This is a genomic window from Agrobacterium sp. 22-3639C2 (genome assembly GCF_053522105.1).
The window spans coordinates 353,372-377,995 of sequence record NZ_JBNWDB010000004.1; the positions used below are offsets into that span (position 1 = coordinate 353,372).

The following is a 24,624-nucleotide window of genomic DNA, read 5'->3' on the forward strand; positions in this document are numbered from 1 at the left end:
GTTTTTACTTGCCCCATTCCGGGCCGCCATCGGTGCAGGTCTGGCCCCCATCGACCGGCGGGACAATTCCGGTGATCCAGGCCGCTTCATCACTGGCAAGAAAAGCAACCGCCGAGGCAATCTCTTCAGGTTGGCCTGCCCGTCGCAACGGGATCCGGTCCCACGCCTTATCGAGAAGCGCGTCGTCATCCATGATGGCATCCACCATCCCCGTAACAGTAAGTCCGGGCGCCACTGTATTGGCTCTGACACCGAACTTGCCGAGGTCACAGGCGGCTGAGCGGGTTAGGTTCGCAACCCCACCCTTTGCAGCATTATAGGCCGCATGGCTCCAGCCGCCACCAAGGGATGAGACGGAGCCGATGTTGACGATCGAACCCTTGGTCTCCTTCAGATGCGGGACCGCTGCACGGCTCATGTAGAAGACACCGGAGAGGTCAGAGGCAATGCACTCGTCCCAATCCTGATCGCTCGTCTCTTCGATGGTGCCGACGAGATTCATGCCGGCGGCATTGACGACAGTGTCGATCCTGCCGAAGCGCTCCACGGTCGCGGCAACAAGGGCGTCGCAGTCCGGCCGTGAAGAAACATTCGCGACAAAGGTGCCACTGCGGCCGGCCGGCATCTTGGAGGCACGTTCCGACAACCGCTTCTCCGTCCTGCCGGAGATCATCACGGACGCTCCTTCTTCAAGAAGCCGGTTGGCAATGGCGGCGCCGATACCGGAACCACCGCCCGTCACGATTGCTACCTTTCCATCAAATCGCTTCGACATGACACACTCCTCCATTCTCCGTGGCGAAGGCCGTGGCAGTGTTGGTTTCGTGTTTGGGTCTGTCTGGATTGGTTCAGTTTGTCGGGAAGTCGGCGGAACGAGACAAAGCTTCCCAGGCGAGGACGTTTGCCTTGAGATCGTCAGCCTTCTTCAGTGCTGCGTCCACGGCATCATTGCCGAGCGGAAGATGGTGCGGAGGCTGGTCAGCCAGCACGGCTTCCCGGATCGCCTTTGCTGCGCGCGCGGGGTCACCGGCCTGCTTTCCGACCGATGCGTGGTAAGCACGACGTGCCTCGCCCGCTGTCGCCTCATAATCTTCAATGGACGCGGAGACCTCGTTCGACGATCCTGCCCACTCCGTCCGGAACGCGCTTGGCTCGACGGTCAAGACGTTGATCCCGAGTGGGGCGACTTCTTTTCGGAGCGTATCCGACAGGCCTTCCACGGCAAATTTGGTGGCGCAGTAGTAGCCCACGCCTGTGTAGCCGACCAGGCCGCCGATTGATGTCAGATTGACGATCGTACCACCGCGGCGGGCTCGCATATGCGGAAGCACAGAATGGATCGTATTGGCGACACCAAAGAAATTGACATCAAACAGGCGGCGGGCGTCGGCTTCGGCGGTTTCTTCAATAGCACCGAAGAAACCGATCCCGGCGTTATTGATCAGAACGTCGATGCGTCCGAAGTGCGCTTCTGCAGCGTCAACAACCTTTTGGCACTGATCCCGATCGATGACGTCGAGCGGGAGGATCAGGGCATCGCCCTTCTGCTCAAGATCCGCGATTTTGTAAGTCTTGCGAGCCGTCACCACGACCTTTTCACCGGCTTCCAGCAGGTGTTCTGCGATGTAGCGACCGAAGCCTGTAGAGCATCCGGTTACGAGCCAGACTTTAGGGTTTTGCGTGCTCATTTCATATACTCCTTTCTGTTTCAGGCCAGCCGGGACCGTTGCTGGTAGCCGCAGATTTCCACGTCTTCGACGCACAGGTCCGGGACCTTCGCCATGAAGGCCTCGACGTAAGGTGTGCTCATATGCAGTTTGAAGTCGGAGGCGTGCCGCCAGTCTTCGAGCACCATCCACACGTCGGGAACGTCATTGGACTGGTGGATCTCGTAACGGAGGCAGCCTTCCTCGTTTCGGGACGGAGCGACGAGCTGAAGCAGTTCGTCACCTAGATCTCCTGAGCGGCCCGGCTTAGCAGTGAAGTAGGCCACATTGGTGAGGTCAGCCATTTCAGGTCTCCTTCTCGGTTAGGGCAGCACCCGCACAGTGACGGCATGCCTGGAAAAGATTTGCCGCGTCTTTGCGGGAGCTGTCGTGATCCTGCTCTTTTCAGACGCCGTTGATCGCGATGATGCGCGATGCGGCGGCAGCCTGCCGCTGTGCAGCCAAGGGCGCGTATTCGGGGGATGCGAAGAGCTGGCGGATCGCATCCTTGTCCGGAAATTCGATGATAAGCATGTTGGTGGCGGTCCAGCCCTCCAGCTCCAGTGGTGTTTCGTCGATTGCGATGAGCTTGCCGCCGGCTTTGGCGACGAGCGGCAATGCCTTAGACCTGTAATCTTCGATAGACTTCATGTCGTGGATGTCGAGATCGACGACGAGATAAGCAGTCATGGTTTTCTTCCTTTCGTAATGGGTTGCTGGTGTATTTTGGGCCCGGCGCCTCTCACGGGAGATGGCGCCATTTGACCATCCGATCTCGAAGATCGAGTGTGCCGCCGTCGACGGTGAACGTGCCGTCGCCGCGGTGATGCATCATTCGACGCTCTTTTCGGGTCTCGTTGATCCATATCCTCGTCGCCTCGAGGATGAAGAGGTTGTAAGGATCCGAGAGCCTGGTATCGACGACCCGGCATTCTATGTTGGCCAGGCAGTCTGAGAGGAGCGGGGCTGATACGTCCTTGGCAGGTCGCGTTTTGAGACCATACCTCTGGAATTTATCCACCCGATCGCCTGAACAGTTGCCGACGTCGACAAGGGTTTCAGCAAGATCGAGACCGGGCACAGCGATGACACATTCTCCGGTTTTTCGGATAGCCTGATAGCTGTGATCCCAGGGCCCGATCACACAACCGATCAGCGGCGGGTCATGCTGGATCATCATATGGAAGCCCATTGTCATCACATTGGGCTTGCCGTTATCGCTCGTTGAGACCATGACGATCGGGCCAGGTTCCAGAACGCGATATGCTTGAGATGCGGGTAATTCCTTCATGACAGTCTCCCTTGAGAGGTCCCTGCATCTAGGCAGGGACCCTTCAGGGCCGGTCTGTTACCAACCCTGTTCTACTGGCAGAACGAACAGCTCGGCGACGTCCACATGAGCCGGGGCTTGGGCGGCGAAGACGATGGTGTCGCCGATATCCTCGCCCTGGAGGAAGGTCATCTGGCTCGCCAGCTCGTCCATCTGCTTGCGGTAGCCCGGATCGGTGATGTGGTCGTAGAGCTCGGTGGCAACGGCGCCCGGCTGGATGCAGGTCACGCGGATGCCGTGTTTCTGGCCGACTTCCATACGCAGGCCATCCGAGAAAGCCGTTACCGCATGTTTCGTGGCGCAGTAGACCGACAGACCCTTGAAGACCTTGCGACCAGCGATTGAGGACATGTTGAAGACATGGCCCGAATGCTGCTTGATCATCTGTGGCAAAACGGCGGCCGTAGTGTTGAGCAGGCCCTTGACGTTCACGTCCACCATCCGTTGCCACTCGTCAACCTTGAACTGATCGATATCGGAAAGCGGCATAAGACCGGCATTGTTGACGAGGATGTCGATCGAACCATAGGCATCGATCAGCTTCTTCACGCCCGCATCGATCGAGGTCGTGTCAACCACGTCCATCTCGATGACAAGGGCTTCGCCACCCTTGGCTTCGATCTGTTTCTTGAGATCTTCGAGCTTGTCGGTGCGCCGAGCAGCGATACCGACCTTGGCACCGGCTTCAGCAAGCTTTGCAGCGGTCGCAGCGCCAATTCCACTCGATGCGCCGGTGACCAGTGCGATCTTTCCGTTGAGGTTGGTCATTGTCTTCACTCCTTGTCTGAAGCCCACCACCGCGGTGGGCGTTTCGTTTTGACAAGGAGAAATTTAAGCCGATCGTCGGCGCCCTTCTCACGGGCTCTTGCTCGACCTGTCGCGATCTTGCTCGAAACGTAAGATGTTAAAAACCAGCCTCGGCGATAGTGACTGGGGCGGCAGGCCATTTTCGCAACGGGCTAGCTGGACCAACTGAAAGTCTTCGTCGATTTCGACGTAAACAAGAATGTGGCCGCAGCCACGCGCGCTATTGCGTTTGCTGAGCCGATCAAAATATCTGGAGGGAGCCCCATCATCCGTTTCCCGAAATTTAGGCATGTTTAGGGAGACGAGACACACTACAGGTGAGGCCACGCGTCCGGAGCTGATAATGCTGATGCCAGCGTGCCAACGGCGCTCAATGGAGCGGAAACTCTCTTTCAGCCGACGGCGTGATGGGGATTATCAAGCGTGTAAAGCATTTGCGCGCCTTCTACGCCCTTGAGTGCGAACCGGCCTACGCATGAGAGACGCTGACGATCACGCCCCTGTATACAGTCTGCAAAGTTGGAAGAAGTAAGCAGGTTTACATCCAATGACCGACACATCGAGACGATGCGGCTTACCTCGTTTACGGCGGGACCTATCACGGTGAAATCGAGTCGATCCTCGCTTCCGATATTCCCGTAAAAAACATCACCGATGTGTAGTCCGAGACAGACTTCCGTAGTGGGGCGGCCTTCCGATGTTCTCCTGCTATTAAGGGTTTCAAGCCGCAGGCGAAGAAGCTTTTCGGCTTTCAACGCGGCGTCACAGGCATCGATTTGTCGATCCCCTCTGAAAATTGCCAGGACGCCATCACCGATTAATTTCAGCACCGTCCCGCCAGCCTCATGGACGGCCGAGATCACCGCGTCGCTGTAATCATTCAGGAGAGGAATGATCTCTTCAGGCGCTACTGTAGCAGAAATTCTTGTATAATTTGCTAGGTCCGAGAACCACAGGGCTGCGGCTATGCGTTCTGCCGAACCACGGTTGATTTTACCTTCAAAGACTTTCCGTGCCGCGTCGTGCCCGAGATAGACCTCGGCAATCGTCCTCGCAATCCGCGCAAGCGCAGTGCTTTTGATTGCCAAAGCCAGAACCGGCAGAAGCTTGCGAAGGTTCTGAAGATCGAGATCAGAAAAGCCGGCGGAATCACGTGTGGCGAAGTGCGAGAAAAAGCAGTCCATCTCGCCGATGGTTCCCTGTTTTTCAAACCTATGGATAAAGGCAACGAAGTCAGTGTGACCAGAACGACGCATATCATCCAGCGTTGCGAAGTCGGCCGGATCGCCTAGTCCGATACGACGTCGGATTTCAGAATCCTCTCCTGCCCACAGATAATAGAAAGCTGAGCGTTTCCAATTTTCCAACGCGTCTCCGGAACTACTGGGACCGTACTCGAATTCTGTTTCCACCACTTGCTGACTATCCCATCGAAAGGCGCGCCCCTCGTGGACCGGGTGAAGCGTGTCAATAAGAGCAAGACTGCGGTCAAGTGGTAAACCGGCGTCGCGACATGCTGCACAAAAGCCACCAAGCAACACGGACTCGCTTGCTCCTCGAAGCCCTTGGTGAGCTACCCAGGCGGAAATCCTCTCTATGTCTTCGTCAGTCATGCCTCTGGAAACTTTCGCGAGCCGTTGTGCCTCACTGTGCGCACTAAAGTTAACGAAAACAAGGGGCTTTGGCTTTCGGCCGCCCCAATCGACCAAAGCCGTCGTTCATCCCGTATTTTGCTTTTCCGGATCCGATCATTCGAACCGCGAACGCTATCGCGATTTTGCTCGGGCTGGCCGAACTTTATCCTCGCCGGTAGTGACTTGGCGGCAGGCCGGTTTCTCGACGGAACACCTGAGCGAAATGGCTAGGGCTGGAATAGCCGACGGACATGCCGATTTCGATAATGCTGGTATCCGTCTCCTGCAGAAGCAGCCGGGCCTTTTCCACGCGCTGGCGAATGAAGTAGCGCGACGGTGAAAGGCCGGTGGCTTTCTTGAACAGGCGGCTGAAATGAAATTCGCTCATGCCCACTGTCTCGGCGAGTTGGGCCAGATGGAACGGTTCGGCCAGATGCTCTTCCAGATGCGCGACCGCACGTCGAAGCTTGAACCCGGGAAGCGCGTTCTGCCTGTCCTCGGCAACTTCACCAGATGCATAGTTCCGGATCAGATGAACAGCGAGGCTCTGCGTAAGGCCCTGGATGAACAGCTGGCTTCCCATTCCTTCTGCCGTCAGTTCCTGATGAACCAGCGCGAGGAGGTGAGACAGTTGCTTGTCCTTGCCGCCGGAAACGTCGCGTAGTACCGGTGGAGCCACGCAACCCAGCACATCGTAGGCAACACGCTCGAACAGCGGTACGGAAAGATAAAGATGCATTACCTGGAAAGGTGCATCACCGATCGCGCGCCAGCGCATCTCATAGGGTGTGGGAGAGCGGGTCAGGAAAAAATCACCTACCGTAACCGTATTGGCGACCCAGTCCCCGTCAAGATCACGTTCCTCAACCACCGCTTCTCCTGAAATCACCCAGACGATCAGGGGTTCGGCAACAGCGGGAACAAGAAAGGGCTCCTGCTTGTTGAGACGAGAATAGACCTTCACGAATATGTCGCTCCACGCGGGACTATCGCCACTGACGAGCGTGCGACCGGCTATATACTGCTCAAGCCCGAGCGGGGACGTCCGCTCGGGCCTAGCAATAACCTTTCCCATTTCGGGCATGAGTGCCCCTCGATAAGTGGGTTTTCCAGTCACGGCCGGGGCAGAGCGCATATCGGTTTGATGGGATTGTTCTACGGTTTCCAATGCGGTCCCTCCCTAAAAACGGGGCTAGCTGTTTAAGGTTGCCAAAGACTTCAACGGGACTTTTGTCGGCTCACATGTCGCACACAACCATCCCCTCCAATGATACAATGCAGCATTTGGTTTCGGCAGACAGGAATATAAAGATTGTCTCATCCGACACTTTGAGGCAAAAAAACCCCCGTTAACGACGAACGTGACTGCTTCATCGACGAACATGTTTCGCTTGAGCAAACATCGCGGACTACGATCGCGGCGATGATCTAACGGAGCGAAAAACGCATCACGCCGGCAATGGACATGTGCCGTCGTGATCGCGTCTCGTTTACGTCCTGCGATAGAGAACCATGCCGGCATGGTACAGGACATCATCGACAAAGTCGCCGTCGGCCGTAAAACCGGTATCGTCCCAGTACTCGATGTGATCCCCGGACACCTCGTATCGTCCTTGATATGCACTTTCGCGTCGGCCACGCGCCTCGTCGTAGCGGCCATTCGGGAGCAACTGGTGGCGGATGCGGCGGTCTGCGGTCTCCCACATGCCGACATAAGGGTGCAAAGGCGTTGCGGTCGTCATTGTGCCGCCTCCGTCTTGCCCAGGAAAGACTGAATGGTTTCGGGCTCAACGACCCAAGCGTAGTTCAGTTCATGGCGGATTTTCCATTTGCCAGCGGTGCATTCCCACCCTAGCTGCGAGCGCCCATCAAAAGCGATCACCTTGCCGTCGAGACGATCGATGCGGCCGACGAAACCAAGCGTCGTCGAAGCGACCGTGTCGCCGACGATCGCATCATGACCGCCGGTGAGGCCGTGGCGAACAGATCGGGCAGCGTTCTGCAACTCCTCCCAGTTGGCGCCATAGCGCGCCGAGTTGTCAAAGAGCTGTGTGCTGCCTGGGGCGAAATTGTCGTAGAAAACCCCTTTAGTGTCTTCCAGGTTGTAATACCGGTTCAGCTTCTCTGCGAATACGAATTTGCCGTCGCCTTCATGGCGTTCCCAACCCTTCATGATCCAATCGACATGAAGCGCAAGCGGAGCGTCGGCGCCTTCCCGAGGGCAGGAGCTGTCCTGTGCAGCGACGGGTCCGGCGCAGATCCCAAGTGCCAGAGCTGCTGCGAGTGTGATCTTGTTGTTTGTCATTGGAATCTCTCCTTCGATGATCGGTTGTGCTTGTTTGTCAGCTGCCGGTTTGACCGGTCGGCTATGGCCAAAAGGTAGACAAATTCGATTGTCGCTTGTATACCCTCGTCGCTAACTGTTTTGGTTAGCAGGATGCGACAATGACAATCGATCTAAACTTGGTGCCGATGTTTCTGGCCGTCGCCGAGGAGGGGAATTTCAGGGCGGCCGCAGATCGCCTTGGCGTGACACGCTCGGCGGTTAGCCAGGCGATCAGACGGCTCGAGGATATTTGCGGCATCGCGCTTGTCAGCCGCACGACGCGCAGTGTGCGGCTGACAGAGGCGGGCAATCGCTTCCGTGAAAAGCTGTCTCAGCCAATGGCCGATGTGAAATCGGCATTCGAGGATGTCGCGGGCGACGCAAGGCCTAGCGGCTTGCTGCGGATCGCGGTTACGTCGATTGCGGAACAATTTCTGTCAGGGCCGCTGATCGCGTCCTTCGCGCAAGCACATCCCGGCGTCACGATCGATGTCACGGTGACCGACGACGTCTTCGACATCGTAGCAGCCGGCTACGATGCGGGGGTTCGGTTAGGTGATGTGATAGAGCAGGATATGGTTGCAGTGCCACTCACAAAAGAAGAGAGAGAAGTGGTAGTCGCGACTCCGGGATATTTCGATGTTCATGGAACGCCCCGCCACCCCCGGGACCTCGTACATCATCGCTGTATCGGCTGGCGTCCGTCTCCAAGTGCTGCGCCGTATCGATGGGAGTTCGAGGAAGATGGCATACCTTTCGACGTTGGGGTCGAGCCGCAAATCACCACCAACGATCTGCATCTGATGGTTCGTACCGCGCTCGCAGGCGGCGGTATTACGTTCGCATTGGAGGAGACGTTCCGCCGATACATCGATCGCGGCGAGTTGATCACGGCGTTGAACGCCTATTTGCCCCCCTTTCCCGGGTTCTTCCTTTATTTTCCCAATCGCCGCAATATGGCGCCCAAGCTGCGTGCGCTCATAGAGCATGTCCGCGCACATAGATCGACACAGCCCTAGCTTTCCGCGGCGAAAACTGGCTGGGTGCGCCGTGTCTCGCACCCATAGATGGTTCTGCTTTCCCGTCCGCTCGACCTGAACCACGTACGGTGGATACGGGCCGGTCGGACTTGTAGAGAACAACCTTTGGCGCTGCGGAAGACGAGGCTATTTCGAGCCTCGTCAGGCCATCGCTTAACCGGACGGTCAATCCTAATCCTAGGAATAGTTGACCGGGAGCCAGTCATAATTGGTGCTATCTGTACGCACGTGGCCGACCCCGGGAAACGCAATATGGGCGCCCGCCACCAGATATTTACCGTCCACCGCCTGTTTGAATGCAAGGTCGCGGGCAGCAACGGCGGCTTTCTGATCGATATCGAATTCTATGGCGATGCCGGGCTCATCGAACTGCAGGATATCGCCATGTGTGATGTCGCCCCAGAAGACGATCTTCTGGCCTTCGCTTTCCAGCGTGATGGCGCTGTGACCGGGCGTATGTCCCGCATAAAGAATCGAGCCCAGACCCGGGACGGGTGCTTGGTTATCTCCGAAGGTTTCAAATTTTCCAGCTCGCACGTAAGGCGTCACGCACTGGTCTGCCTCGCCAAAATGTTGCTTGACGATGCCGGTCGCCGCTTTGGCGTTTTCCGGGCTCAGCCAGAATTTCGCCTCCCGCTCATTGACCCGTAATGTGGCGTTAGGGAAAGTGCGTTTGCCTTCGCTCATCAACCCACCGGAATGATCGGTATGAATATGGGTGAGGATGACATCGTCAATGTCACCTACCTTGTATCCGGAAGCCTCGATGTTGGACACGAGCTTGCCGAGCGATGGGCCCAAATAGGTACCGGTGCCTGCGTCGATCAGCACCAGTCTTTCGCCGGTGTTGACCAGGAATGCGTTGACGGAAGTTGGTACGATTTCCGGCAGAAAAGCATCATTCAGAGCGCCCTGCGCGTGTTCTTCGCTAGTGTTGGTGTAGAGCTTGGCGAGCGGCAGGGCAACTGTGCCGTCCGACAGGGCTGTGACCTCTACGGAGCCGATCTTCAGCCGGTAGAAACCCGGTGCCTGAACAGCGGCAAAAGGCGCCTTGGCGAAGACGATTGATGGCGCGACAAAGGGCGCTGCGACTAAGCCAGTCAGAGCGCTTTTGAGAATGGAACGACGAGATGGCATGGGTTTGCTCCTTACGTTGTGGTGCGGAACGGCTTGCAAGTTCCTGCCCATCAGCTAAGGATGCTCGCGTCAGCAATCAAATCGATATAGTTCATGCAGGTCATCGATCATTTCAATCTTCGTTCCTTCGACCTCAATCTTCTCGTCGCCTTCGATGCGATGATGGAGGAGATGAGCGTGACCCGGGCAGCGCAGCGCTTGAAGATTCAGCAGCCTGCCATGAGCCACAACATCTCGACCTTGCGCACGCTGTTTCAGGATGAGCTGTTCATCCGTGTCGGGCAGGTGATGAAGCCGACGGCACGGGCGCTGAATTTATCCGGCCCGGTGCGGCAGGCTCTGCGACAGGCACAGGCCGCCGTGTTGATGGCAGAAGCATTCGATCCGGCCACCGAGCGACGTACATTCAGGCTGGGGCTGTCCAGCGAGGTGGAACTATTGTTGCTGCCTGACCTGACCGCTCGGTTGCGCGATATCGCACCGGGCATTCGTATTCTGGCTCGCGGCGGCGATGCACTGGAGATCGAGGCGATGCTGGATTCAGGCGTCGTCGACCTGTCTGTGGGATGCAGCTATCTCCCGGATTCACGACACCATTGCGAGCCGCTTTATCAGTCCAGCGTATTGTGCTGTTTCAATCCGCAACTGGTGAAGCTCTCCAGCCCCGTAAGCCTTGATGCCTATATGGCGGCACAGCACGCCGTGATTTCGCAGACTGACAGTCTGCATGGCTGCGTCAAGGATGCTCTGGAGCATGCGGGGGCAGAACTGGACGTAGTGGCGGCGGCTCCGGATTTCATGTCGATATTGGCGACGGCGCGTTCATCTGCCGTGATTGCAACCGTATCGTCACGCATTGCACTTCGTTACGGACCGCTGCTGGGACTTGATGTAAGCCCTGTGCCGCTCGCGCTGTCTTTTCCACCCGTATCCATGGTGTGGCCGCTTCAGATGGACAGCGATCTCGGTTGCGCGTGGTTGCGGCAGCAGATCCGTGAAGCGATGCTAAGAACAAATGGGAGCAACGTCGCGGATATTGGGGCGTGACGGGCGTGGCGATCAGCATGTGTCTGAAGTCCTCGCCTTGATGGGAATTGAACCGCTGGCCTACTAATTCAGAATTTCGCTAGGCCCCTCCAAAGCGGAACCTGAACGCATCAACGAATGCTGAAAATGCGGGAGAGTGATTGCGTCTGTTGGGGTAATACAGGTGATAGCCCTGAAACGTCGGGCGCCACGCTTTGATTGCCTCCCGCAGTTGGCCCTTGTCAATATACCCTTTAACGAGATCTGTCGGCGCGTAAGCAAGGCCCATCCCGTCGAGGGCAGCATCGATTGCCGAGCTAATGTTGCTGTAAACCAGTTGACCATCGACGCGAACACTGAATTCGCGACCATTTTCCCGAAATTCCCAGGCGTAAAGCCCACCTGAAGTGGGAAGACGCAGGTTGACGCAATTGTGCTCGGTAAGATCTTGTGGGCTTTCCGGCGCCGGATATCGCTCGAAGTATTCAGGCGACCCGACGACGGAATAGTTGACATCAGGACCGATACGAACAGCGATCATGTCTCGCGCGATTGCCTCGCCCAGCCGCACGCCCGCGTCGAACTGCCGTTCGATGATGTTGGTGAAGCCATTGTCGACGATCAGTTCAACCTGAATGTCAGGGTATTCGTGCAGGAACGGCTTCAGCCTATCCCGGAACACCAGTTCGATGGCATCATCGGGGCAAACAATCCGGACATGGCCGGAGGGCTTGTCGCCAAGCGCCTTCAGCGCGTCGATCTCGGCACTGATCCCTTCGAAATGATGCTCGACACTCTGCATCAAACGTTGGCCGATTGCCGTCGGTGCAACATCCCGGGTCGTGCGTGCGAGGAGACGTACACCAAGCCGCGCCTCCAGCGTCCGGATTGTGTGACTGAGCGCGGAGCGCGTCACCCCAAGCTTCACCGCCGCGCGCGTAAAGCTGCGTTCTTTCGCCACCTCAAGGAATGCCCGCATCTCGGTAAATTCATCTCGGCGCATTGTTGAATCTCTTTCACCACGACATGAGGTTTATACCGCCTAGTGGCACGACTTCAATACCGTTACCTAAACTCGCAACGAGAGCGAGCACGAGATGACCGAACTGACCGTAGATGACAGCCTTGATGACAAGCAGCAGACAACGCCCTGGAGCGCCGTTACTTGCCTGTCCCTTCTGACGTTCCTATTGGTCGGCCTGGAGTTCATGCCGGTCAGCCTTTTGACGCCGATTGCGCGGGACCTGTCAATAACAGAGGGTCAGGCAGGATTGGCGATCGCCGTCTCGGGCTTCTTTGCGGTCGTGACCAGCTTGTTCGGAAACAGGCTTCTCGGCCAACTGGACCGGAAAACGGTCGTACTTTTCTACACGTCCATCCTGACGCTCTCCAGCCTCACTGTTGCCCTCGCCCCAGGCTACCTCATCTTCCTGATCGGGCGAGCCATGGTTGGTATCGCGATCGGCGGTTTTTGGTCGCTATCGACCGCCATTCTCGCGCGTCTCGCATCAGGGCCCGATCTTCCGCGGGCAATTGCGCTTCTTCAGGGCGGCACGGCAATGGCGATCGTGGCTGCCGCCCCGTTGGGCAGTTTTCTCGGCAGCCTCATTGGGTGGCGCAACACCTTCCTCGTCACTGTCCCTATCGGCCTCGCGGTGCTGGTATGGCAAATGGCCGTCCTTCCGAACGTGCCATCTGCCAAAACTGTATCCGTCGGCGCGATGTTCGGATTATTGCGCAATCGCACCTTTGCGATCGGCATGGCTGCGACGGCGGCGACGTTCATCGGCATGAATTCGCTATCGATCTACCTGCGACCGTTTCTGGAACATGTGACCCGGCTCGATATCAACACATTATCCATCTTGCTGCTGGGTCTCGGTGCGGGCGGACTGGCTGGTTTGTTCGCGAACGGCTTTGTGCTGCGTCGACATCTCGGTGCCGCTCTTGTTGGCATGCCCGTTATCCTTGCCGTCATCGCCCGTCCTCGCAATTGACTTCTCACACTCAAAGACTGGAGACCATTATGTCACATGGAATCGAAGACAAGGTCGTCGCCATCACCGGGGCCAGCAGCGGTCTTGGCGAGGCCACGGCACGCCATCTCGCCGAGCGCGGCGCGACCGTGGTCATCGGCGCGCGCCGCATCGACCGTATCGCGTCTTTGGCTGTGGAGTTGATGGAGAACGGCGGCAAGGTACTCGCTGTAGAGACTGACGTGACCGACCGGGATCAAGTCAAGAACCTCGTCGATACCGCTGTCGAACGGTTCGGTCGCATCGACGTCATGCTGAACAACGCCGGCCTCATGCCCCTCGCTCCGCTGGAGCGTCTCAAGATCGACGAATGGGACCGCATGGTCGACGTCAACATTAAGGGCGTGCTCTACGGCATTGCCGCGGCCCTTCCTCACATGAAGGCCCAGAAGTCCGGACACATCATCAACGTGTCCTCGGTATACGGACATGTCGTCGATCCAAGTGCGACCGTCTATTGCGCCACAAAGCACGCCGTCCGCGCCTTGTCCGAGGGGCTGCGGAAGGAGGTGAAACCCTACAACATCCGGACAACGATCATATCGCCCGGCGCGGTCAGTACTGAACTCCTCGATCATATCAGTGAAAAGGATATCCAGACGGGCACCAGAGATTTCGTCAACAAGATCGCCATCGGACCAGGTACATTCGCCCGGAGCGTCGCGTTCGCCATCAGCGAGCCTGATGACGTCGATATCAACGAAATCCTCTTCCGGCCCACCGCGCAGCCGGTCTGACGGAACTGCCATGTTTCGTCCGATCAGTCGGCGACAAGTTCTGGGCACCGCGCTGGCTGCCGCGGCAATTCCACGTGGCGCCATTGCACAGCAAGGACGTGACCCAAACAAACGGGAGCCAAGCGACGTACGCATCAGGTTGACGTTCAATGACTTGGTGCTGACAGCGACGCTTTACGACAACCCCTCGGCGCGCGACCTTGCGTTGATGCTTCCGCTCGATCTGAGGATCGAGGACTTCGGAGGCAACGAGAAGATCGTTCGCCTGCCTCGCAAACTTACCGAGGAAGCGAGCGGCCGCTTCACCAACGAGAGGCCCGGCGATCTCTGCTACTTCAAGCCCTGGGGCAACCTCGCTCTTTTCTATGCGGACTATCGCTGGGAGGGGCTGATCCGTCTCGGCCGTTTTGACAACAGTTTTGACGCGCTGCTGGTACGCGGCGAGTATCCCGTTCGTATCGAACGGATTTGACAGATCCTCTACCTCCTGCCACCAACAAAGGACATTTCGATGAATCGTTTCAAGATCTCGGCTGCAGCACTGACGCTGGCGTTCACCTCCCCGGCGTTTGCCAGCGATGCAAAGTCTCCGGTCATCGGCGCCTGGCGCATGACCGCACTGGAGGTCGGCGCTGCTGGCAATCTTCAGGCCATTCCATATTCAGGCCAGCTCGTGTTCACCCAAGGGGGCACCTTGTCGGTGCAGGCGATGAATCCCGATGCGAATGCCGCGGACACGCCGTACACCACGAAAGCATACGAGGCCTATTACGGCCCAGTTGAGATCGACGATGCCAAGAACATATTCGCAATCACCGTGCAGTCCTCTCTTGTCCGCGACCTGATCGGTCAGAGACTTGAGCGCAAGTTCGAGGTCACAGGCGACAAGCTGGTTATTTCGCCGGTCGATGCTGCGGAAGGTTGGCGCGTCAGCTACGATCGCTTCTGAAAGCTCGAGCCCTGCAGACCTTCCTCAAGAACCACCGTGTCTAATCGACTGAATTGCCCGCCCTGATGGGGCGGGCAATTCATATTGAGGTCCCGTAACCTTGCAGGCCTAGCTGATCTCGTCGATGATGAAGGAGCGATAGTCTGCGCCCAGGTACCTGTGCTTCACGGCCGCCTGGTATTCGGGGTTGTCGTAAAAGGCGCGAGCTACCTCCATGCTCGGGAAGCTGGCCATGACGACACCTTCGGGAGCAGCGCCTTCGAGTGGATCGAGAGCACCGTAGCCGGCGAGCACGGTCGCTCCCGATTCACCGAGCAGTGGTGTCACCAGTTCCGAATAGGTCTGCAGTTCAGCGGCGTTCCGACTGCGTTCCCGAATGAAAATTGCATAGGCGGTCATACTAAAATCTCCTTGAGAGTTCGCGCCACGATCAGTTGCGAATGACGACCTTGCCGAAGACATTTTGGCTGGCGAGGCGCTCGTAGGCCGAGTGGGCTTCCTCGAACGCAAAGACGTTGTCGATCACCGGACTGATCTGATGGGCGGCAACGGCACGGTTCATCTCCTCGAGGTCGCTGCGATTGCCGACACTGATAACCTTGTAGGTCGCCTGGCTGAAGAACAACTTCATGACGTCGATCGCTTTACCTTCGAAGCCGAGCGCGCCCACGATGGAGACTTGGCCACCTTCGCGAATGGAGCGAACGGACTGGGCAATGATTGCGCATTCCTGCCATCAATGCCGCAGCGGTAGCTCTCAGAACCGTCTACCGTGCTTTGCGCTCAAGCGTCGCCCGTTGAGCATCCAGGATAGTTTCTGAAAAGAAAATGACCCAGTCGGTGATATCGAGCGTGCGCTGATGCCGCTCAAGCTCTGAGTAATAGGCCTTCCGGTGTTTCTCGATTGTGAAGGCGAGTGAAATGAGGCTTGGCTGCCCTATGTTTTGCGCTAGGGATTTCTCCGCGAGCGCGCGTCCAATTCGGCCGTTGCCATCCTCAAACGGATGTATGGTTTCAAAGTAAAGATGGCCTACTGCGGCACGCGTCAAAGCTTGAAGCGAGCATTGGCCATCTGGCCCTGATTGATTGAACCATGTGATGAAGGTCTCCATCTCAGCGGCAACCCGGCGCGACGGGGGAGCCTCGAAGTGGATGGTGGGCTTGTCCAATGGACCTGACACGATCTGCATGGCGTCTTCATGCGTGCGGTAAGCCCCAACCGTTTCAATATATTGGTTTCCCGCCATCAGCATTGAATGCCAGTGGAACAGTCCCTCATGACGCAGCGGCCCATGCCAACTTCGATAGACATCTGCCATCATCTCGGCGATCCCCCGCTCTTGGGGGCGGATCTGTCTATCATCAGTGTTTAGCCCGAACTGTCGGCGGAGTGACGACTGGACACTCACGCGGTCCAGAAATTCCCCCTCAATCTCTGAGGTCTTGACCGCTTCGTCGCTCAGCAACTCAATGCGAAGTTGGTTGCTGTCGTCCTCGTTGAAATGCCGGACAGCACCGATAACCTCTCCAGCTGATTGCAGGAATTTCTGCTCCAGCGGTACCAGGCTTGCGGTGTCGCACCTGTAGTTTGGCCAATCAGTGTTTCGCCAGTTCAGCGATCGACAGCTAACCACTTGCCCTAACATATTTTGTTAACGGGCGCTCAAGCGAAGAGCTGCAAAAACGATCCGTTCGTCCACCATGATGGCAGCTGACGGATTATCCGATTCAATAAGTGCGAAGATGGCGTCTCGATCTTATCGCGCAAACGCTGAGCAAGTAAGCTTCACGACTTGCGTGCCACTGCTTTAAGCCGCGCTTACCCGCTACGTTTCTCAAACTGTGCCTCGACTTTACCGTCCGAGACGCCCGGTCGAGAGAAATTAGTTCAGCCCCAACCGTGTTACGGGCGGGGCTGGTCAAATAAGTGCATGGATAAGGGCTTGCGGATAATCTATTGGGCCAGGTGCGTGAGGCGAGGTCTATGCTCGATCTCCTGCTACGCAAATCGCCCCCTACGTTTCGTCGAGGCGGGTTTGAAGAAGGTCCATTCTGCTTCCAAACGAATGTGGATTGACGCAAGTTGACACCTGTCGGCGCTCAGTTTCCTTTCGCCTCGTTATCTTTCTTAGCCTGATCGTGATGCCACTTGATGGCGTAGTACATGCCGATGCCCAGTACGATAATTTTGAACGGCAAGAAAACTATTGGGAAAAAGTCTACCCATTCCAGGTCAGCCATTTCGAGTACTTCCAGTCTGTTGCTTGGAATTGTCTATGCTTTTGCATAGGACACACCCGAAATGCTCCTTTAAGAACTCAATTACAAGGTCGACAGGCATGGTCTTTTTGACGCAGCCTCGCCTCCTTGTGCCGGCTGCTAAAGTGATACAGGGCTCCTCAATCAGGAGCGACACGCCGCCGCGCGCCGGTGCATGCTGGCTATCAGGCCGGATGGAAACACTGTTGACACCGATACGGTCGGACCGGTCTCGGCCTCGAATGCGAGTTGGCACGCGTTTGGATCGGATGGCCGCATCGCTCTCACATGCCAATCGGTTCACGCCCATAGGCGCAAGTTCGGTGACGACGTGCCCGGAAGCTCGCATGTCTACAACTGTTTCGAGAACCTAGCCGCCAGTGCTTCTGATCCGCGCGCCAGCAATGCGACATCGACACCGACGGCAGTGAACAGCGTTCCCAATTCCATGCAACGTGCCGCGAATTTCTCGTCAGGCGTGAGTATTCCCGCCGGCTTTCCGAGCCGTTTGAGTAATGCGATCGTATTTTCAATCGCCTCGACCACTTCCGGGTGGCCTGGTTGTCCCGGATAGCCGAAACTGGCTGCGAGATCCGCCGGGCCGATAAATATCCCGTCCACCCCTTCGACCGATGCCATGGCCTCGATATGAGCAATAGCCTCCCGCGTTTCGACTTGAACGAGAACACAAATCTCCCCCTCCGCCTGCTGGGTATAATTCTTTACCCTGCCGAAACGTGTGGCACGCGTAAGGGCCGAAACGCCTCGAATTCCTTTCGGTGGATAGCGGGTTGCTTCCACCGCGGCTTTCGCTTCGTCTGCATTTTGAACAAAGGGGATTAGAAGAGATTGTACACCAATATCCAGGAATCGCTTGATCAGCACTGGATCGTTGACAGCTGGGCGCACCACCGGGGCGACATCGTAAGCGGCGATCGCCTGCAATTGTGGCAGCACGGTCAGCACGTCGCTGGGGGAATGTTCGGTATCAAACAACAGCCAATCGAACCCGGCTGGCGCCACGATTTCGGCAGCGTAGCTCCCTGGAAGCCCGCACCAAAGTCCTATCTGGCTTTGCCCGGCCTGCAGGGTTGCTTTAAATTTATTGACTGGAAGATCCATCTCAACCTCACGTAAAAGAGACGCCGATCGAGCCAACTGGCCCATAATCAGCCTGAATGACATCGCCCTTTATGATGTCGACCGGTCTCGTAAATGAGCCCGCAAGGACGATCTGACCTTTTTTCAAGCCGCCGCCGACGGCATGAAGTTTGTTGACCAGCCATGCAACGCCGGCGGCCGGATGACCCATGATCGCGGCTGAAACCCCGGACTCTTCGATAATGCCGTTTTTCGACAGAGTTGCTCCGACCCAGCGTATGTCGATATCAAACGGGCGGATCACCCGCCCACCCACCACGATTGCTCCGAAGGCTGCATTGTCGGCGATTGTGTCGGTAATCGCACGCGGAACTTCGGTTCTGTAATCGATGATCTCGAGCGCAGGCAGAATGAACTCCGTCGCGCGCATGACGTTATAGATACGGGTGCCCGCTCCTTCCAGGTCTTCACCCATTACGAACGCCAACTCGACTTCCAGGCGCGGCTTGATGAACAAATCCGCATTAATCTGCGCGCCATCATTGTAGAGCGCATCATCCAAGATCACCCCATAATCCGGCTCGGTCATCTTGGATGCCATTTGCATGGCGCGAGACGTCAGACCTATTTTGTGACCGACAATCCGCGCGCCGCGCGACACACGCAACTCGGCCCAAAGCGCCTGAATGCGATACGCATCCTCAATTTCGAGCTCGGGATAAGTTTTGCTGGGTTGGACAATGGGAGTCCGCGTTGTTTCGGCCTCCAGGATGGCCCTGGCTGCTGACAGGCGTTGTTCCTCGGTAATCATTATCCGGCTCCAAATAACGTTATTTGATTGGCGGGCGCGGCAAGAGAGCCTCGCCTGCTTCCATGACATAAGTGTAGTCGAGCGAGAACCACGGCGCCTGAATGTCTCCGTTGGTTGGATGCGGTTCGTCGTGGCGAATGAAATCGCCGGTGAGTGCCGCAGTCACGCCAAACTGAACGTCGGATTCGATATTCGGATCGCTCGGATCGAAAACCTGCGAAATCAGCGTCTTGTAGCCCCGCTTGAAGATCAGCGCGTGCAAATGTGCTGGTCGATAAGGATGACGGCCCTGAGCCTTGAGCATGCGTCCGACAACGCCATCGACGGGGATGGGATAACCAACCATCTTCACTGTCTGGAACCAGAAACGTCCCTCCCCGTCCGTCGTGAATTTGCCGCGCAAGTTCATCTCCGCCTGATCTGGGTCCTGGTTCTCATAAAGACCGACAGGGGATGCGTGCCAGACGTCGACTTCGGCACCAGATATCGGATTGCCTTCGCGATCGATTACACGAGCATGGACGAAAAGCGGCGTACCGGGCGTGTAGGACCGGATGATCGTGCCGCCGTTTTCAACTCTTGGAGAATTCAGGCGCCAAAATGGTCCAAGAAGCGACTGTGAAGTCTCTGTTTGTCCCTTGTCACCGTTATTGAGCAGGCAGACAAGGGACGAAACGCCAAGTGAGCCGGACATGAGGACAAATTCGTTATGACTATCGGTTTGCATTTGGCCGATCTCGTTGAGAACCGCAGTCGCTTCCCGGAATTCCACCTCGGTCAGCCTCACTTCGCGAACGAAAGCATGGAGATGTTTCACCAGAGCCATCAGGATGTCCCGCATCCTTGGATCAGAGGTCTGGCCCATGGCCGCAATCACGGCGGGCGTTAAGTCCCTTTCAGATTTAATCACCATCGTTACCTCCCAACGCTCGAGTGATACGTAAATAATCGATTATCTGTCAAGCGCTCATCAACGCCTCCAGCGTCAGGATTTTGTGAAATTCCAAAATTGTGAGATAAATAGCTGATATCGATGCTTTTCTCTCTCGATATGCTCAATTGTCCTGTCATACTATGGTGGAGAACTCCAAATTCGTTGACAAGAATAATCGTTTATAATATCGCCCATCAACCAAGCGCGACATTCGCGTGGGAGGTTTTATGAAGCGACAGAGTGCCTCACCCGACGCACCCAGCGAGCAAGCTGGAAATGGTGACTTTGCCGATGACGGCAAGAATACGATTGGAAGCCAACTGGCATTCCGGCTGCGCGAAGCAATTATTTCCGGAGGGCTGGAGGCTGGCAGCAAGATCAATCTCGACAAGGCGCGACAGTCATTCAATGTGAGCCTCAGCCCCTTGCGCGAAGGGCTTGCGCGCTTGATTTCCGACGGGCTGGTAGAGTTTGAAGACAATCGCGGCTACCGGGTCGCGCCAGTATCACTGGCAAATCTGGAAGAGATCACGAGTCTTCGCGAGGAGTTGGAGGTTTTCGCGTTGAAAGAGTCGATTAGGCTCGGTGACGCGGAGTGGGAAAGCAATGTCATGCGCGCGCTTCACAAGCTCAACCGTGCCGACCGCGATGCGAACAAGCCGGAAACTCTCGAATATTGGGAGATGGCGCATCGCGACTTCCATCTAACCCTTATTTCGGGCTGCGGAAAGCCGCTTCTCCTGCATTTCTGCAGGACCCTACTCAATCTAAATGATCGATATCGCAGAAAATTCCTGACCCAGACTTCAGGCGATCGAAATGTCAGCCAGGAGCATAGTGAAATCGCTCAGGGCGCTGTGGCGAGAGACAGCGATTACGCGATTGACAAGCTTCGTCAGCACATCCATCGCACCGGCGCTAACCTGCTTGATCATTTGGCTAGTACCGGAGTTGTGCGATGACCGATGCGGTGAAAGAGTCGCCCGTCGGCATCGCCCATTTCTCTGCGATCCGACTGCCGCCCCAGCAGTTCGTCAGGCATGCTGCAGTTGCAGGCTTCAATTCCGTAGGACTTCGGCTGCATCCCGCTTTCCCTGGGGCACCCTTTTACGAGCTGCCGCAGGGCAGCAGGGATGCAATGGAGTTTCGAACTCTACTCGACAGCGAAGGCATCAACGTTTTTGATATCGAGTTTTTCATTATCGGCCCGGATTTTAACGCTGCCCTCGTCGAACACATCGTTGCCGCCGCCGCCGATATTGGAGCCAAGCGCCTGTCCGCATGCGGCGACGATGGCGACTTGCAACGGCTAATCGGCAATTTGACGGAGTTCTGCCAGCTTGCCGGACGATATGGGCTGGCTGTCGACGTTGAGAACATGGGTTGGCGCACTATCAACACCTACAGCAAGGCTGGTGCGCTGGTCACGGCGTCCGGCCAAGACAATGCAGGTGTCTTGGTCGACGCCATTCACTTTTTTCGAAATGGCGGAAACATTGACGAGATCAAAACTGATATCGTACGGCATGTGCAGCTCTGTGACGTAGTGGGGCCGGCACCCAAGCGTCCAGAAAACATGATGACCGAGGCCAGGGCAGGACGGTTGGCGCCAGGTGATGGCATATTGGGATTGAGCCAATTGCTAAACAAAGTTGCTGGCCATGCCACGATATCGGTAGAGGTTCCATTGGTTGGCGACATCGATCCGCTGGTTCATCTGACAACGCTCAATATGAAGTCCCGGAAAATTCTTCAGCGCGTAGCCGAACAGTTTTAAAGAAGCCTTTGTCGGGCTCCCCCTGCCCCGCTCAGCGGCGCCGTTAGTGGGCCTGTGCGGCACGAAAGTTTCTGTTGCGCGCCACAGGCGCCCTATGGCTAGCCGTCCGATCGCCACGACAGTTCACCAGTCTTTGTTTTGGTTCAGGGTTTGGGCAATCGAACTTGGCGGCCATTGGGCGGGAGGCTAAACGAATTACGGAATCAGGTTAGTGGCCTGGAAGAATATGGTGGTCGCAGTCTGTTCGCCCCCTCCCCGTATTCATGTCCATTTTACCTCGGCGGTCAGATTTCAAAGTTTTCGTTCCTACGCGCGCTGTTGGTGGCCTTGGGTCGAGGGATCGAGCAGCAGAGGTTATCCTCACACTGAAGTGCACATTCTGTCACAGCATAATCAGATCCGTCTGTTGCGGCACCTTACGGGCGCGGATGTAAATGCATCAGGAATGCCGGTTGCCCACGTCCCTGCCCTGCTCAATTGGATATTGTCGCTTGGTGTAGGTCGTCTGGGTTGCGGTGACGGTTTTGCATGAGATCAACTGCCCCCTGCCCCCTGCCCCCTGCCCCCTGCCCCCTGCCCCGTGCCCCGGCCTCGGTATGACTGTTGACCGTTGAAGTTGATAGAGGACTGCAAACCTTGTCAGCTGACAAGGTTTTCGATAGCGAGCGTCGTAAACCGCTGACGCTGGTAGTTGGGCGAACTTTAGCGGTCGCGACAACTGATGATCTGGTGTCTGGGCTTCCTCAAGAGATGAGCTGATCCGTAGCCAGAGCCGCGTCTCCAAAACCTTGTCAGCTGACAAGGTTTTCCGATTGGGCATGGGACGTCAACTGTCGCAAAACCATCGATGATGCGCTAACGCCTTCGCTGCTTGTACCGTGCGGATCAATTCTGCCCGTCCACCGATATCAGCGGACAAAAAGTCGCCTCTTGTCGGGTCAGTCCTTCTGGCTGCGGCTTCGAGCCGGCTTTGCGGTTAAGGGCGCATGAAAACCCTTGTCGCCCGTCATGGCCCCAGGGAACGAGCCTGGCAGGGTATTAAATCAGTTTTGACCCGGGCAAAATTGTTAAAGTCCGGGCACCGGGGTCTAGCCGAGGAAAACGTCCGACGAAGTCTAGCCTTTTCCGGAGCCGTCTACACCGCATTGATTGCCTCCTGGCTTCTCTTGAAAAGGCTGCATTTTGTCAGGATGATGCAGCCTTTGCCGCCATGAAAGCAACTTGGGTTCGCTCAACAATCAGCTCTCGCGCCAACTACACGACGGCGCAAAAGAACAGTCGAAAAAACACACTTGTTTAGCGAACGTATCGATCGGATTGCCGAGGGACTGAAAATGGACAGCGCCCTTCGACGGTCTGTGTCGTTTGAAAGGCCTATCGGCCAGCCAAGGCAGCTCATCAGAATATCCCAAGCACATGGCAAGTGAGGAATTTGACTACCAGAACCAGTAGAGCGATCGAATCCTCGCTGCGCCCGTTATGTGCTCTCGAAATATTCCCCTTGGTAGCGGGGCATCTGCAGCGGAAATGCCTACTAAAATTGGAATGGGGAGAACTTCAGAAAGCCTGCCTATCTGGAGGGACAGCAGAGAGATCTCTGCCTGTCGGCGGAGGAGGGCGGTCACGAGGGTAGAGACTGTTTGTAGGATCCCGCTCCTGATTTTTTCCAGGCGGCGAATTTTCCTGGAGATATCAGGTTTTTCGCAGTTCTTAAATGGAATTGGGTAGAGGCGGTCACAGATCTGATCGAAACAAGAAATGAGCAGCGCAAGCCGGCCTTCCGTTGCGCTTTCTTCCATGAACAAAATATCCCCTTGGGCGGTCGATCATCTCAAATACTGCAGGCTGTGCTGGATTAAGGCGCTGCCATAGATCGATGGTATACCTGCCTGCGTACCAAATCCTCGCGCAATGCATCATCGATGACGGCCTCCAACGCATAAGTGGTAGCTTGGCTCTTAGCTCTATCGTCGAGAAACGCGAGAGATCGCCTCAACAGCCTATGCTGCAGCCAAAGCACAGGCCAGAGGATCCGAACGCCGTATCGGACGCCGATTTCTTCAAAAATGTTTAGGCGGCTGAATAAATTGACGCTGCCGCTCATATGCTCGGCGCACATCGTGGGCCAACCCAAGGAACGAGGCGTCCTTGTCTTTCACAATCGGCGAGTCCTCAATCACGTGATGGATGACATCATGCAGCCAGACCAAGGGCGTGCAGTGAGCAATAAGAAGATTACGGCGTGATTCCTGAGCATTTCGTGGGAGAGCGTTCAGTCCAGCCCTTTCAATCGAAAAGCAACGGCCAGATCAGTCCACCCACTGATCACTGATTTTTATTCCGAAGGCTTCTAAATCCTTGATGTTGCGCGTCGCAAGGGTCAATGGGTGAGTGACGGCTGTAGCAACCATCGAGCCGAGCCGGCGACCATTTCGCTTGGCAAGCGCCATCAGATAGGCCCAGGCGACGGCGGCATGACCTGCCACCGGAATAATCCTGTTTTCGTTAGCGTTGAGGCAGATCATGCGTGAGCCGTTCCTCCAAGGCGCCAGCCGCTATCCATCGGCGCGACACCGCGGCGAATTTCAGCAATAGAGACGATGCTGATTAAGGTTCGATCCACGTCCAGCCCTTGACGGCACATCAGACACCCTTCATCAGGGCGAGGCTTTGTAACTTCCGACAGAACATTCGTATCGAGCAGAAGTCTCACAAGGACAGGCCACGGCGCTCGTCGTGTTGCATCTCACTATCCAATTCGGCGCCGCATAGGGGCGATGCCAACAGAAATTCCGCAAGCGATCCCGTGCGAGTAGTTTTCTTCAGACACTCTTCTGCAGAAACAACAACCACGCTCGGTTTTCTTTTACGGGTAATCGTCTGAGGCGCCAACTGGGCGCTCTCTCTTTGATCGTCTCTGGTGAAGCCTGCCTTGCTTCTGCACGTATCGATCATCGACTTAGGCACAGGAGGTCATGCCAGCTTGTGGAGAACGTTAGAGAAGCAGGCTTTCC

26 protein-coding genes and 3 pseudogenes are annotated in these 24,624 nt (G+C 56.4%); 8 read left to right on the forward strand and 21 right to left on the reverse strand.

Annotation, left to right across the window (positions count from 1 at the left end; all coding sequences use genetic code 11):
• Nucleotides 1-4: 4 nt before the first annotated feature.
• From budC to ACQZ6D_RS18950, 10 genes are all read right to left on the reverse strand, one after another.
• Nucleotides 5-775 (reverse strand): meso-2,3-butanediol dehydrogenase, encoded by a 771-nt coding sequence (budC, locus tag ACQZ6D_RS18905; protein WP_174007342.1) that lies wholly within the window; start codon nt 773-775, stop codon nt 5-7.
• A gap of 73 nt (nt 776-848) precedes the next feature.
• Nucleotides 849-1,688, reverse strand: a complete 840-nt coding sequence (locus ACQZ6D_RS18910; protein WP_448730264.1) for an oxidoreductase — start codon at nt 1,686-1,688, stop codon at nt 849-851.
• Nucleotides 1,689-1,708: 20 nt separating this feature from the next.
• Complete coding sequence (locus tag ACQZ6D_RS18915) at nt 1,709-2,011, reverse strand: putative quinol monooxygenase (protein ID WP_448730263.1); 303 nt, start codon at nt 2,009-2,011, stop codon at nt 1,709-1,711.
• 100 nt (nt 2,012-2,111) lie between these two features.
• On the reverse strand, nt 2,112-2,396 hold the full coding sequence (locus ACQZ6D_RS18920) for a DUF1330 domain-containing protein (protein WP_003518744.1): 285 nt from the start codon (nt 2,394-2,396) through the stop codon (nt 2,112-2,114).
• 52 nt (nt 2,397-2,448) lie between these two features.
• Entirely contained in the window at nt 2,449-2,997 is a 549-nt protein-coding gene (locus ACQZ6D_RS18925) for a flavin reductase family protein (protein ID WP_003518746.1), read from the reverse strand.
• A 57-nt stretch (nt 2,998-3,054) separates the two neighbouring features.
• Nucleotides 3,055-3,804: an SDR family oxidoreductase gene (locus ACQZ6D_RS18930; RefSeq protein ID WP_003518748.1), complete on the reverse strand. Its 750-nt coding sequence runs from the start codon at nt 3,802-3,804 to the stop codon at nt 3,055-3,057.
• A gap of 431 nt (nt 3,805-4,235) precedes the next feature.
• Nucleotides 4,236-5,456, reverse strand: a complete 1,221-nt coding sequence (locus ACQZ6D_RS18935) for an adenylate/guanylate cyclase domain-containing protein (RefSeq protein WP_448730262.1) — start codon at nt 5,454-5,456, stop codon at nt 4,236-4,238.
• A 184-nt stretch (nt 5,457-5,640) separates the two neighbouring features.
• Nucleotides 5,641-6,561, reverse strand: coding sequence for a helix-turn-helix domain-containing protein (locus ACQZ6D_RS18940; RefSeq protein WP_112236311.1), 921 nt, complete (start codon nt 6,559-6,561; stop codon nt 5,641-5,643).
• 406 nt (nt 6,562-6,967) lie between these two features.
• Nucleotides 6,968-7,219: an Atu4866 domain-containing protein gene (locus ACQZ6D_RS18945; protein ID WP_003518754.1), complete on the reverse strand. Its 252-nt coding sequence runs from the start codon at nt 7,217-7,219 to the stop codon at nt 6,968-6,970.
• The gene (locus tag ACQZ6D_RS18950; RefSeq protein ID WP_003518756.1) at nt 7,216-7,782 is read right to left on the reverse strand and encodes an invasion associated locus B family protein; all 567 of its coding nucleotides are present in this window, start codon (nt 7,780-7,782) and stop codon (nt 7,216-7,218) included. The genes ACQZ6D_RS18945 and ACQZ6D_RS18950 overlap by 4 nt, the downstream gene beginning before the upstream one ends.
• 140 nt (nt 7,783-7,922) lie before the next feature.
• On the opposite strand from ACQZ6D_RS18950, the gene ACQZ6D_RS18955 reads away from it, so the two are divergent.
• Complete coding sequence (locus ACQZ6D_RS18955; protein ID WP_003518758.1) at nt 7,923-8,822, forward strand: LysR family transcriptional regulator; 900 nt, start codon at nt 7,923-7,925, stop codon at nt 8,820-8,822.
• 198 nt (nt 8,823-9,020) lie between these two features.
• Here the strand turns inward: ACQZ6D_RS18955 and ACQZ6D_RS18960 are convergent, their stop codons facing one another.
• Nucleotides 9,021-9,980: an MBL fold metallo-hydrolase gene (locus ACQZ6D_RS18960; protein WP_076845628.1), complete on the reverse strand. Its 960-nt coding sequence runs from the start codon at nt 9,978-9,980 to the stop codon at nt 9,021-9,023.
• A 93-nt stretch (nt 9,981-10,073) separates the two neighbouring features.
• Between ACQZ6D_RS18960 and ACQZ6D_RS18965 the strand changes: the two genes are divergently transcribed.
• Nucleotides 10,074-11,027, forward strand: a complete 954-nt coding sequence (locus tag ACQZ6D_RS18965) for a LysR family transcriptional regulator (RefSeq protein WP_003518762.1) — start codon at nt 10,074-10,076, stop codon at nt 11,025-11,027.
• Nucleotides 11,028-11,106: 79 nt separating this feature from the next.
• Here the strand turns inward: ACQZ6D_RS18965 and ACQZ6D_RS18970 are convergent, their stop codons facing one another.
• A complete protein-coding gene (locus ACQZ6D_RS18970; RefSeq protein ID WP_153793489.1) occupies nt 11,107-12,009 on the reverse strand; it encodes a LysR family transcriptional regulator in 903 nt (300 codons plus the stop codon).
• Nucleotides 12,010-12,103: 94 nt separating this feature from the next.
• Between ACQZ6D_RS18970 and ACQZ6D_RS18975 the strand changes: the two are divergent.
• The 4 genes and pseudogenes from ACQZ6D_RS18975 to ACQZ6D_RS18990 all read left to right on the forward strand — a co-directional run.
• A pseudogene (locus ACQZ6D_RS18975) lies at nt 12,104-12,988 on the forward strand (MFS transporter); the annotation flags it as partial.
• A gap of 44 nt (nt 12,989-13,032) precedes the next feature.
• Complete coding sequence (locus tag ACQZ6D_RS18980) at nt 13,033-13,779, forward strand: SDR family oxidoreductase (RefSeq protein ID WP_448730261.1); 747 nt, start codon at nt 13,033-13,035, stop codon at nt 13,777-13,779.
• A gap of 10 nt (nt 13,780-13,789) precedes the next feature.
• Entirely contained in the window at nt 13,790-14,251 is a 462-nt protein-coding gene (locus ACQZ6D_RS18985; protein WP_448730260.1) for a cyclophilin-like fold protein, read from the forward strand.
• Between the two features lie 39 nt (nt 14,252-14,290).
• A complete protein-coding gene (locus tag ACQZ6D_RS18990) occupies nt 14,291-14,728 on the forward strand; it encodes a lipocalin-like domain-containing protein (protein ID WP_003518772.1) in 438 nt (145 codons plus the stop codon).
• Nucleotides 14,729-14,836: 108 nt separating this feature from the next.
• On the opposite strand, the gene ACQZ6D_RS18995 is transcribed toward ACQZ6D_RS18990, so the two are convergent.
• The 7 genes and pseudogenes from ACQZ6D_RS18995 to ACQZ6D_RS19025 form a co-directional block, all read right to left on the reverse strand.
• On the reverse strand, nt 14,837-15,127 hold the full coding sequence (locus tag ACQZ6D_RS18995; protein WP_448730259.1) for a DUF1330 domain-containing protein: 291 nt from the start codon (nt 15,125-15,127) through the stop codon (nt 14,837-14,839).
• Nucleotides 15,128-15,158: 31 nt separating this feature from the next.
• Nucleotides 15,159-15,449: a zinc-binding dehydrogenase gene (locus tag ACQZ6D_RS19000; RefSeq protein WP_448731733.1), complete on the reverse strand. Its 291-nt coding sequence runs from the start codon at nt 15,447-15,449 to the stop codon at nt 15,159-15,161.
• A gap of 58 nt (nt 15,450-15,507) precedes the next feature.
• Nucleotides 15,508-16,374, reverse strand: a pseudogene (locus tag ACQZ6D_RS19005) (Fic family protein); the annotation flags it as partial.
• 454 nt (nt 16,375-16,828) lie between these two features.
• Complete coding sequence (locus ACQZ6D_RS19010; protein ID WP_003518781.1) at nt 16,829-16,969, reverse strand: hypothetical protein; 141 nt, start codon at nt 16,967-16,969, stop codon at nt 16,829-16,831.
• A 369-nt stretch (nt 16,970-17,338) separates the two neighbouring features.
• Complete coding sequence (hpaI, locus tag ACQZ6D_RS19015; protein WP_448730258.1) at nt 17,339-18,109, reverse strand: 4-hydroxy-2-oxoheptanedioate aldolase; 771 nt, start codon at nt 18,107-18,109, stop codon at nt 17,339-17,341.
• 7 nt (nt 18,110-18,116) lie between these two features.
• On the reverse strand, nt 18,117-18,899 hold the full coding sequence (gene hpaH, locus ACQZ6D_RS19020) for a 2-oxo-hept-4-ene-1,7-dioate hydratase (RefSeq protein WP_448730257.1): 783 nt from the start codon (nt 18,897-18,899) through the stop codon (nt 18,117-18,119).
• Between the two features lie 19 nt (nt 18,900-18,918).
• Nucleotides 18,919-19,812: an intradiol ring-cleavage dioxygenase gene (locus ACQZ6D_RS19025; protein WP_153793485.1), complete on the reverse strand. Its 894-nt coding sequence runs from the start codon at nt 19,810-19,812 to the stop codon at nt 18,919-18,921.
• Between the two features lie 248 nt (nt 19,813-20,060).
• On the opposite strand from ACQZ6D_RS19025, the gene ACQZ6D_RS19030 reads away from it, so the two are divergent.
• Both ACQZ6D_RS19030 and ACQZ6D_RS19035 read left to right on the forward strand, forming a co-directional pair.
• Nucleotides 20,061-20,795 (forward strand): GntR family transcriptional regulator, encoded by a 735-nt coding sequence (locus ACQZ6D_RS19030; protein WP_153793484.1) that lies wholly within the window; start codon nt 20,061-20,063, stop codon nt 20,793-20,795.
• A complete protein-coding gene (locus tag ACQZ6D_RS19035; RefSeq protein WP_448730256.1) occupies nt 20,792-21,610 on the forward strand; it encodes a sugar phosphate isomerase/epimerase family protein in 819 nt (272 codons plus the stop codon). The genes ACQZ6D_RS19030 and ACQZ6D_RS19035 overlap by 4 nt, the downstream gene beginning before the upstream one ends.
• Nucleotides 21,611-23,919: 2,309 nt before the next feature.
• Here ACQZ6D_RS19035 and ACQZ6D_RS19040 read toward each other — a convergent pair.
• Both ACQZ6D_RS19040 and ACQZ6D_RS19045 read right to left on the reverse strand, forming a co-directional pair.
• Nucleotides 23,920-24,323 (reverse strand): annotated as a pseudogene (locus tag ACQZ6D_RS19040) (PIN domain-containing protein).
• Nucleotides 24,320-24,565, reverse strand: a complete 246-nt coding sequence (locus ACQZ6D_RS19045) for a type II toxin-antitoxin system Phd/YefM family antitoxin (RefSeq protein WP_112523365.1) — start codon at nt 24,563-24,565, stop codon at nt 24,320-24,322. The pseudogene ACQZ6D_RS19040 and the gene ACQZ6D_RS19045 overlap by 4 nt, the downstream one beginning before the upstream one ends.
• Nucleotides 24,566-24,624: the final 59 nt, after the last annotated feature.

Bases quoted from the DNA above. Each gene is read 5' to 3' on its own strand.
- ACQZ6D_RS18995 (WP_448730259.1), bottom strand. From the start codon at position 15,127: ATGACCGCCTATGCAATTTTCATTCGGGAACGCAGTCGGAACGCCGCT.
- ACQZ6D_RS18950 (WP_003518756.1), bottom strand. From the start codon at position 7,782: ATGACAAACAACAAGATCACACTCGCAGCAGCTCTGGCACTTGGGATC.
- ACQZ6D_RS18970 (WP_153793489.1), bottom strand. From the start codon at position 12,009: ATGCGCCGAGATGAATTTACCGAGATGCGGGCATTCCTTGAGGTGGCG.
- ACQZ6D_RS18925 (WP_003518746.1), bottom strand. From the start codon at position 2,997: ATGAAGGAATTACCCGCATCTCAAGCATATCGCGTTCTGGAACCTGGC.
- ACQZ6D_RS18930 (WP_003518748.1), bottom strand. From the start codon at position 3,804: ATGACCAACCTCAACGGAAAGATCGCACTGGTCACCGGCGCATCGAGT.
- ACQZ6D_RS19030 (WP_153793484.1), top strand. From the start codon at position 20,061: ATGAAGCGACAGAGTGCCTCACCCGACGCACCCAGCGAGCAAGCTGGA.
- ACQZ6D_RS18955 (WP_003518758.1), top strand. From the start codon at position 7,923: ATGACAATCGATCTAAACTTGGTGCCGATGTTTCTGGCCGTCGCCGAG.
- ACQZ6D_RS18915 (WP_448730263.1), bottom strand. From the start codon at position 2,011: ATGGCTGACCTCACCAATGTGGCCTACTTCACTGCTAAGCCGGGCCGC.
- hpaI (WP_448730258.1), bottom strand. From the start codon at position 18,109: ATGGATCTTCCAGTCAATAAATTTAAAGCAACCCTGCAGGCCGGGCAA.
- ACQZ6D_RS18935 (WP_448730262.1), bottom strand. From the start codon at position 5,456: ATGACTGACGAAGACATAGAGAGGATTTCCGCCTGGGTAGCTCACCAA.
- ACQZ6D_RS18945 (WP_003518754.1), bottom strand. From the start codon at position 7,219: ATGACGACCGCAACGCCTTTGCACCCTTATGTCGGCATGTGGGAGACC.
- ACQZ6D_RS18980 (WP_448730261.1), top strand. From the start codon at position 13,033: ATGTCACATGGAATCGAAGACAAGGTCGTCGCCATCACCGGGGCCAGC.
- ACQZ6D_RS18920 (WP_003518744.1), bottom strand. From the start codon at position 2,396: ATGACTGCTTATCTCGTCGTCGATCTCGACATCCACGACATGAAGTCT.
- ACQZ6D_RS18985 (WP_448730260.1), top strand. From the start codon at position 13,790: ATGTTTCGTCCGATCAGTCGGCGACAAGTTCTGGGCACCGCGCTGGCT.
- budC (WP_174007342.1), bottom strand. From the start codon at position 775: ATGTCGAAGCGATTTGATGGAAAGGTAGCAATCGTGACGGGCGGTGGT.
- ACQZ6D_RS18960 (WP_076845628.1), bottom strand. From the start codon at position 9,980: ATGCCATCTCGTCGTTCCATTCTCAAAAGCGCTCTGACTGGCTTAGTC.
- ACQZ6D_RS18910 (WP_448730264.1), bottom strand. From the start codon at position 1,688: ATGAGCACGCAAAACCCTAAAGTCTGGCTCGTAACCGGATGCTCTACA.
- ACQZ6D_RS18965 (WP_003518762.1), top strand. From the start codon at position 10,074: ATGCAGGTCATCGATCATTTCAATCTTCGTTCCTTCGACCTCAATCTT.
- ACQZ6D_RS18940 (WP_112236311.1), bottom strand. From the start codon at position 6,561: ATGCCCGAAATGGGAAAGGTTATTGCTAGGCCCGAGCGGACGTCCCCG.
- ACQZ6D_RS18990 (WP_003518772.1), top strand. From the start codon at position 14,291: ATGAATCGTTTCAAGATCTCGGCTGCAGCACTGACGCTGGCGTTCACC.
- ACQZ6D_RS19010 (WP_003518781.1), bottom strand. From the start codon at position 16,969: ATGGCTGACCTGGAATGGGTAGACTTTTTCCCAATAGTTTTCTTGCCG.
- ACQZ6D_RS19025 (WP_153793485.1), bottom strand. From the start codon at position 19,812: ATGGTGATTAAATCTGAAAGGGACTTAACGCCCGCCGTGATTGCGGCC.
- ACQZ6D_RS19045 (WP_112523365.1), bottom strand. From the start codon at position 24,565: ATGATCGATACGTGCAGAAGCAAGGCAGGCTTCACCAGAGACGATCAA.
- ACQZ6D_RS19035 (WP_448730256.1), top strand. From the start codon at position 20,792: ATGACCGATGCGGTGAAAGAGTCGCCCGTCGGCATCGCCCATTTCTCT.
- hpaH (WP_448730257.1), bottom strand. From the start codon at position 18,899: ATGATTACCGAGGAACAACGCCTGTCAGCAGCCAGGGCCATCCTGGAG.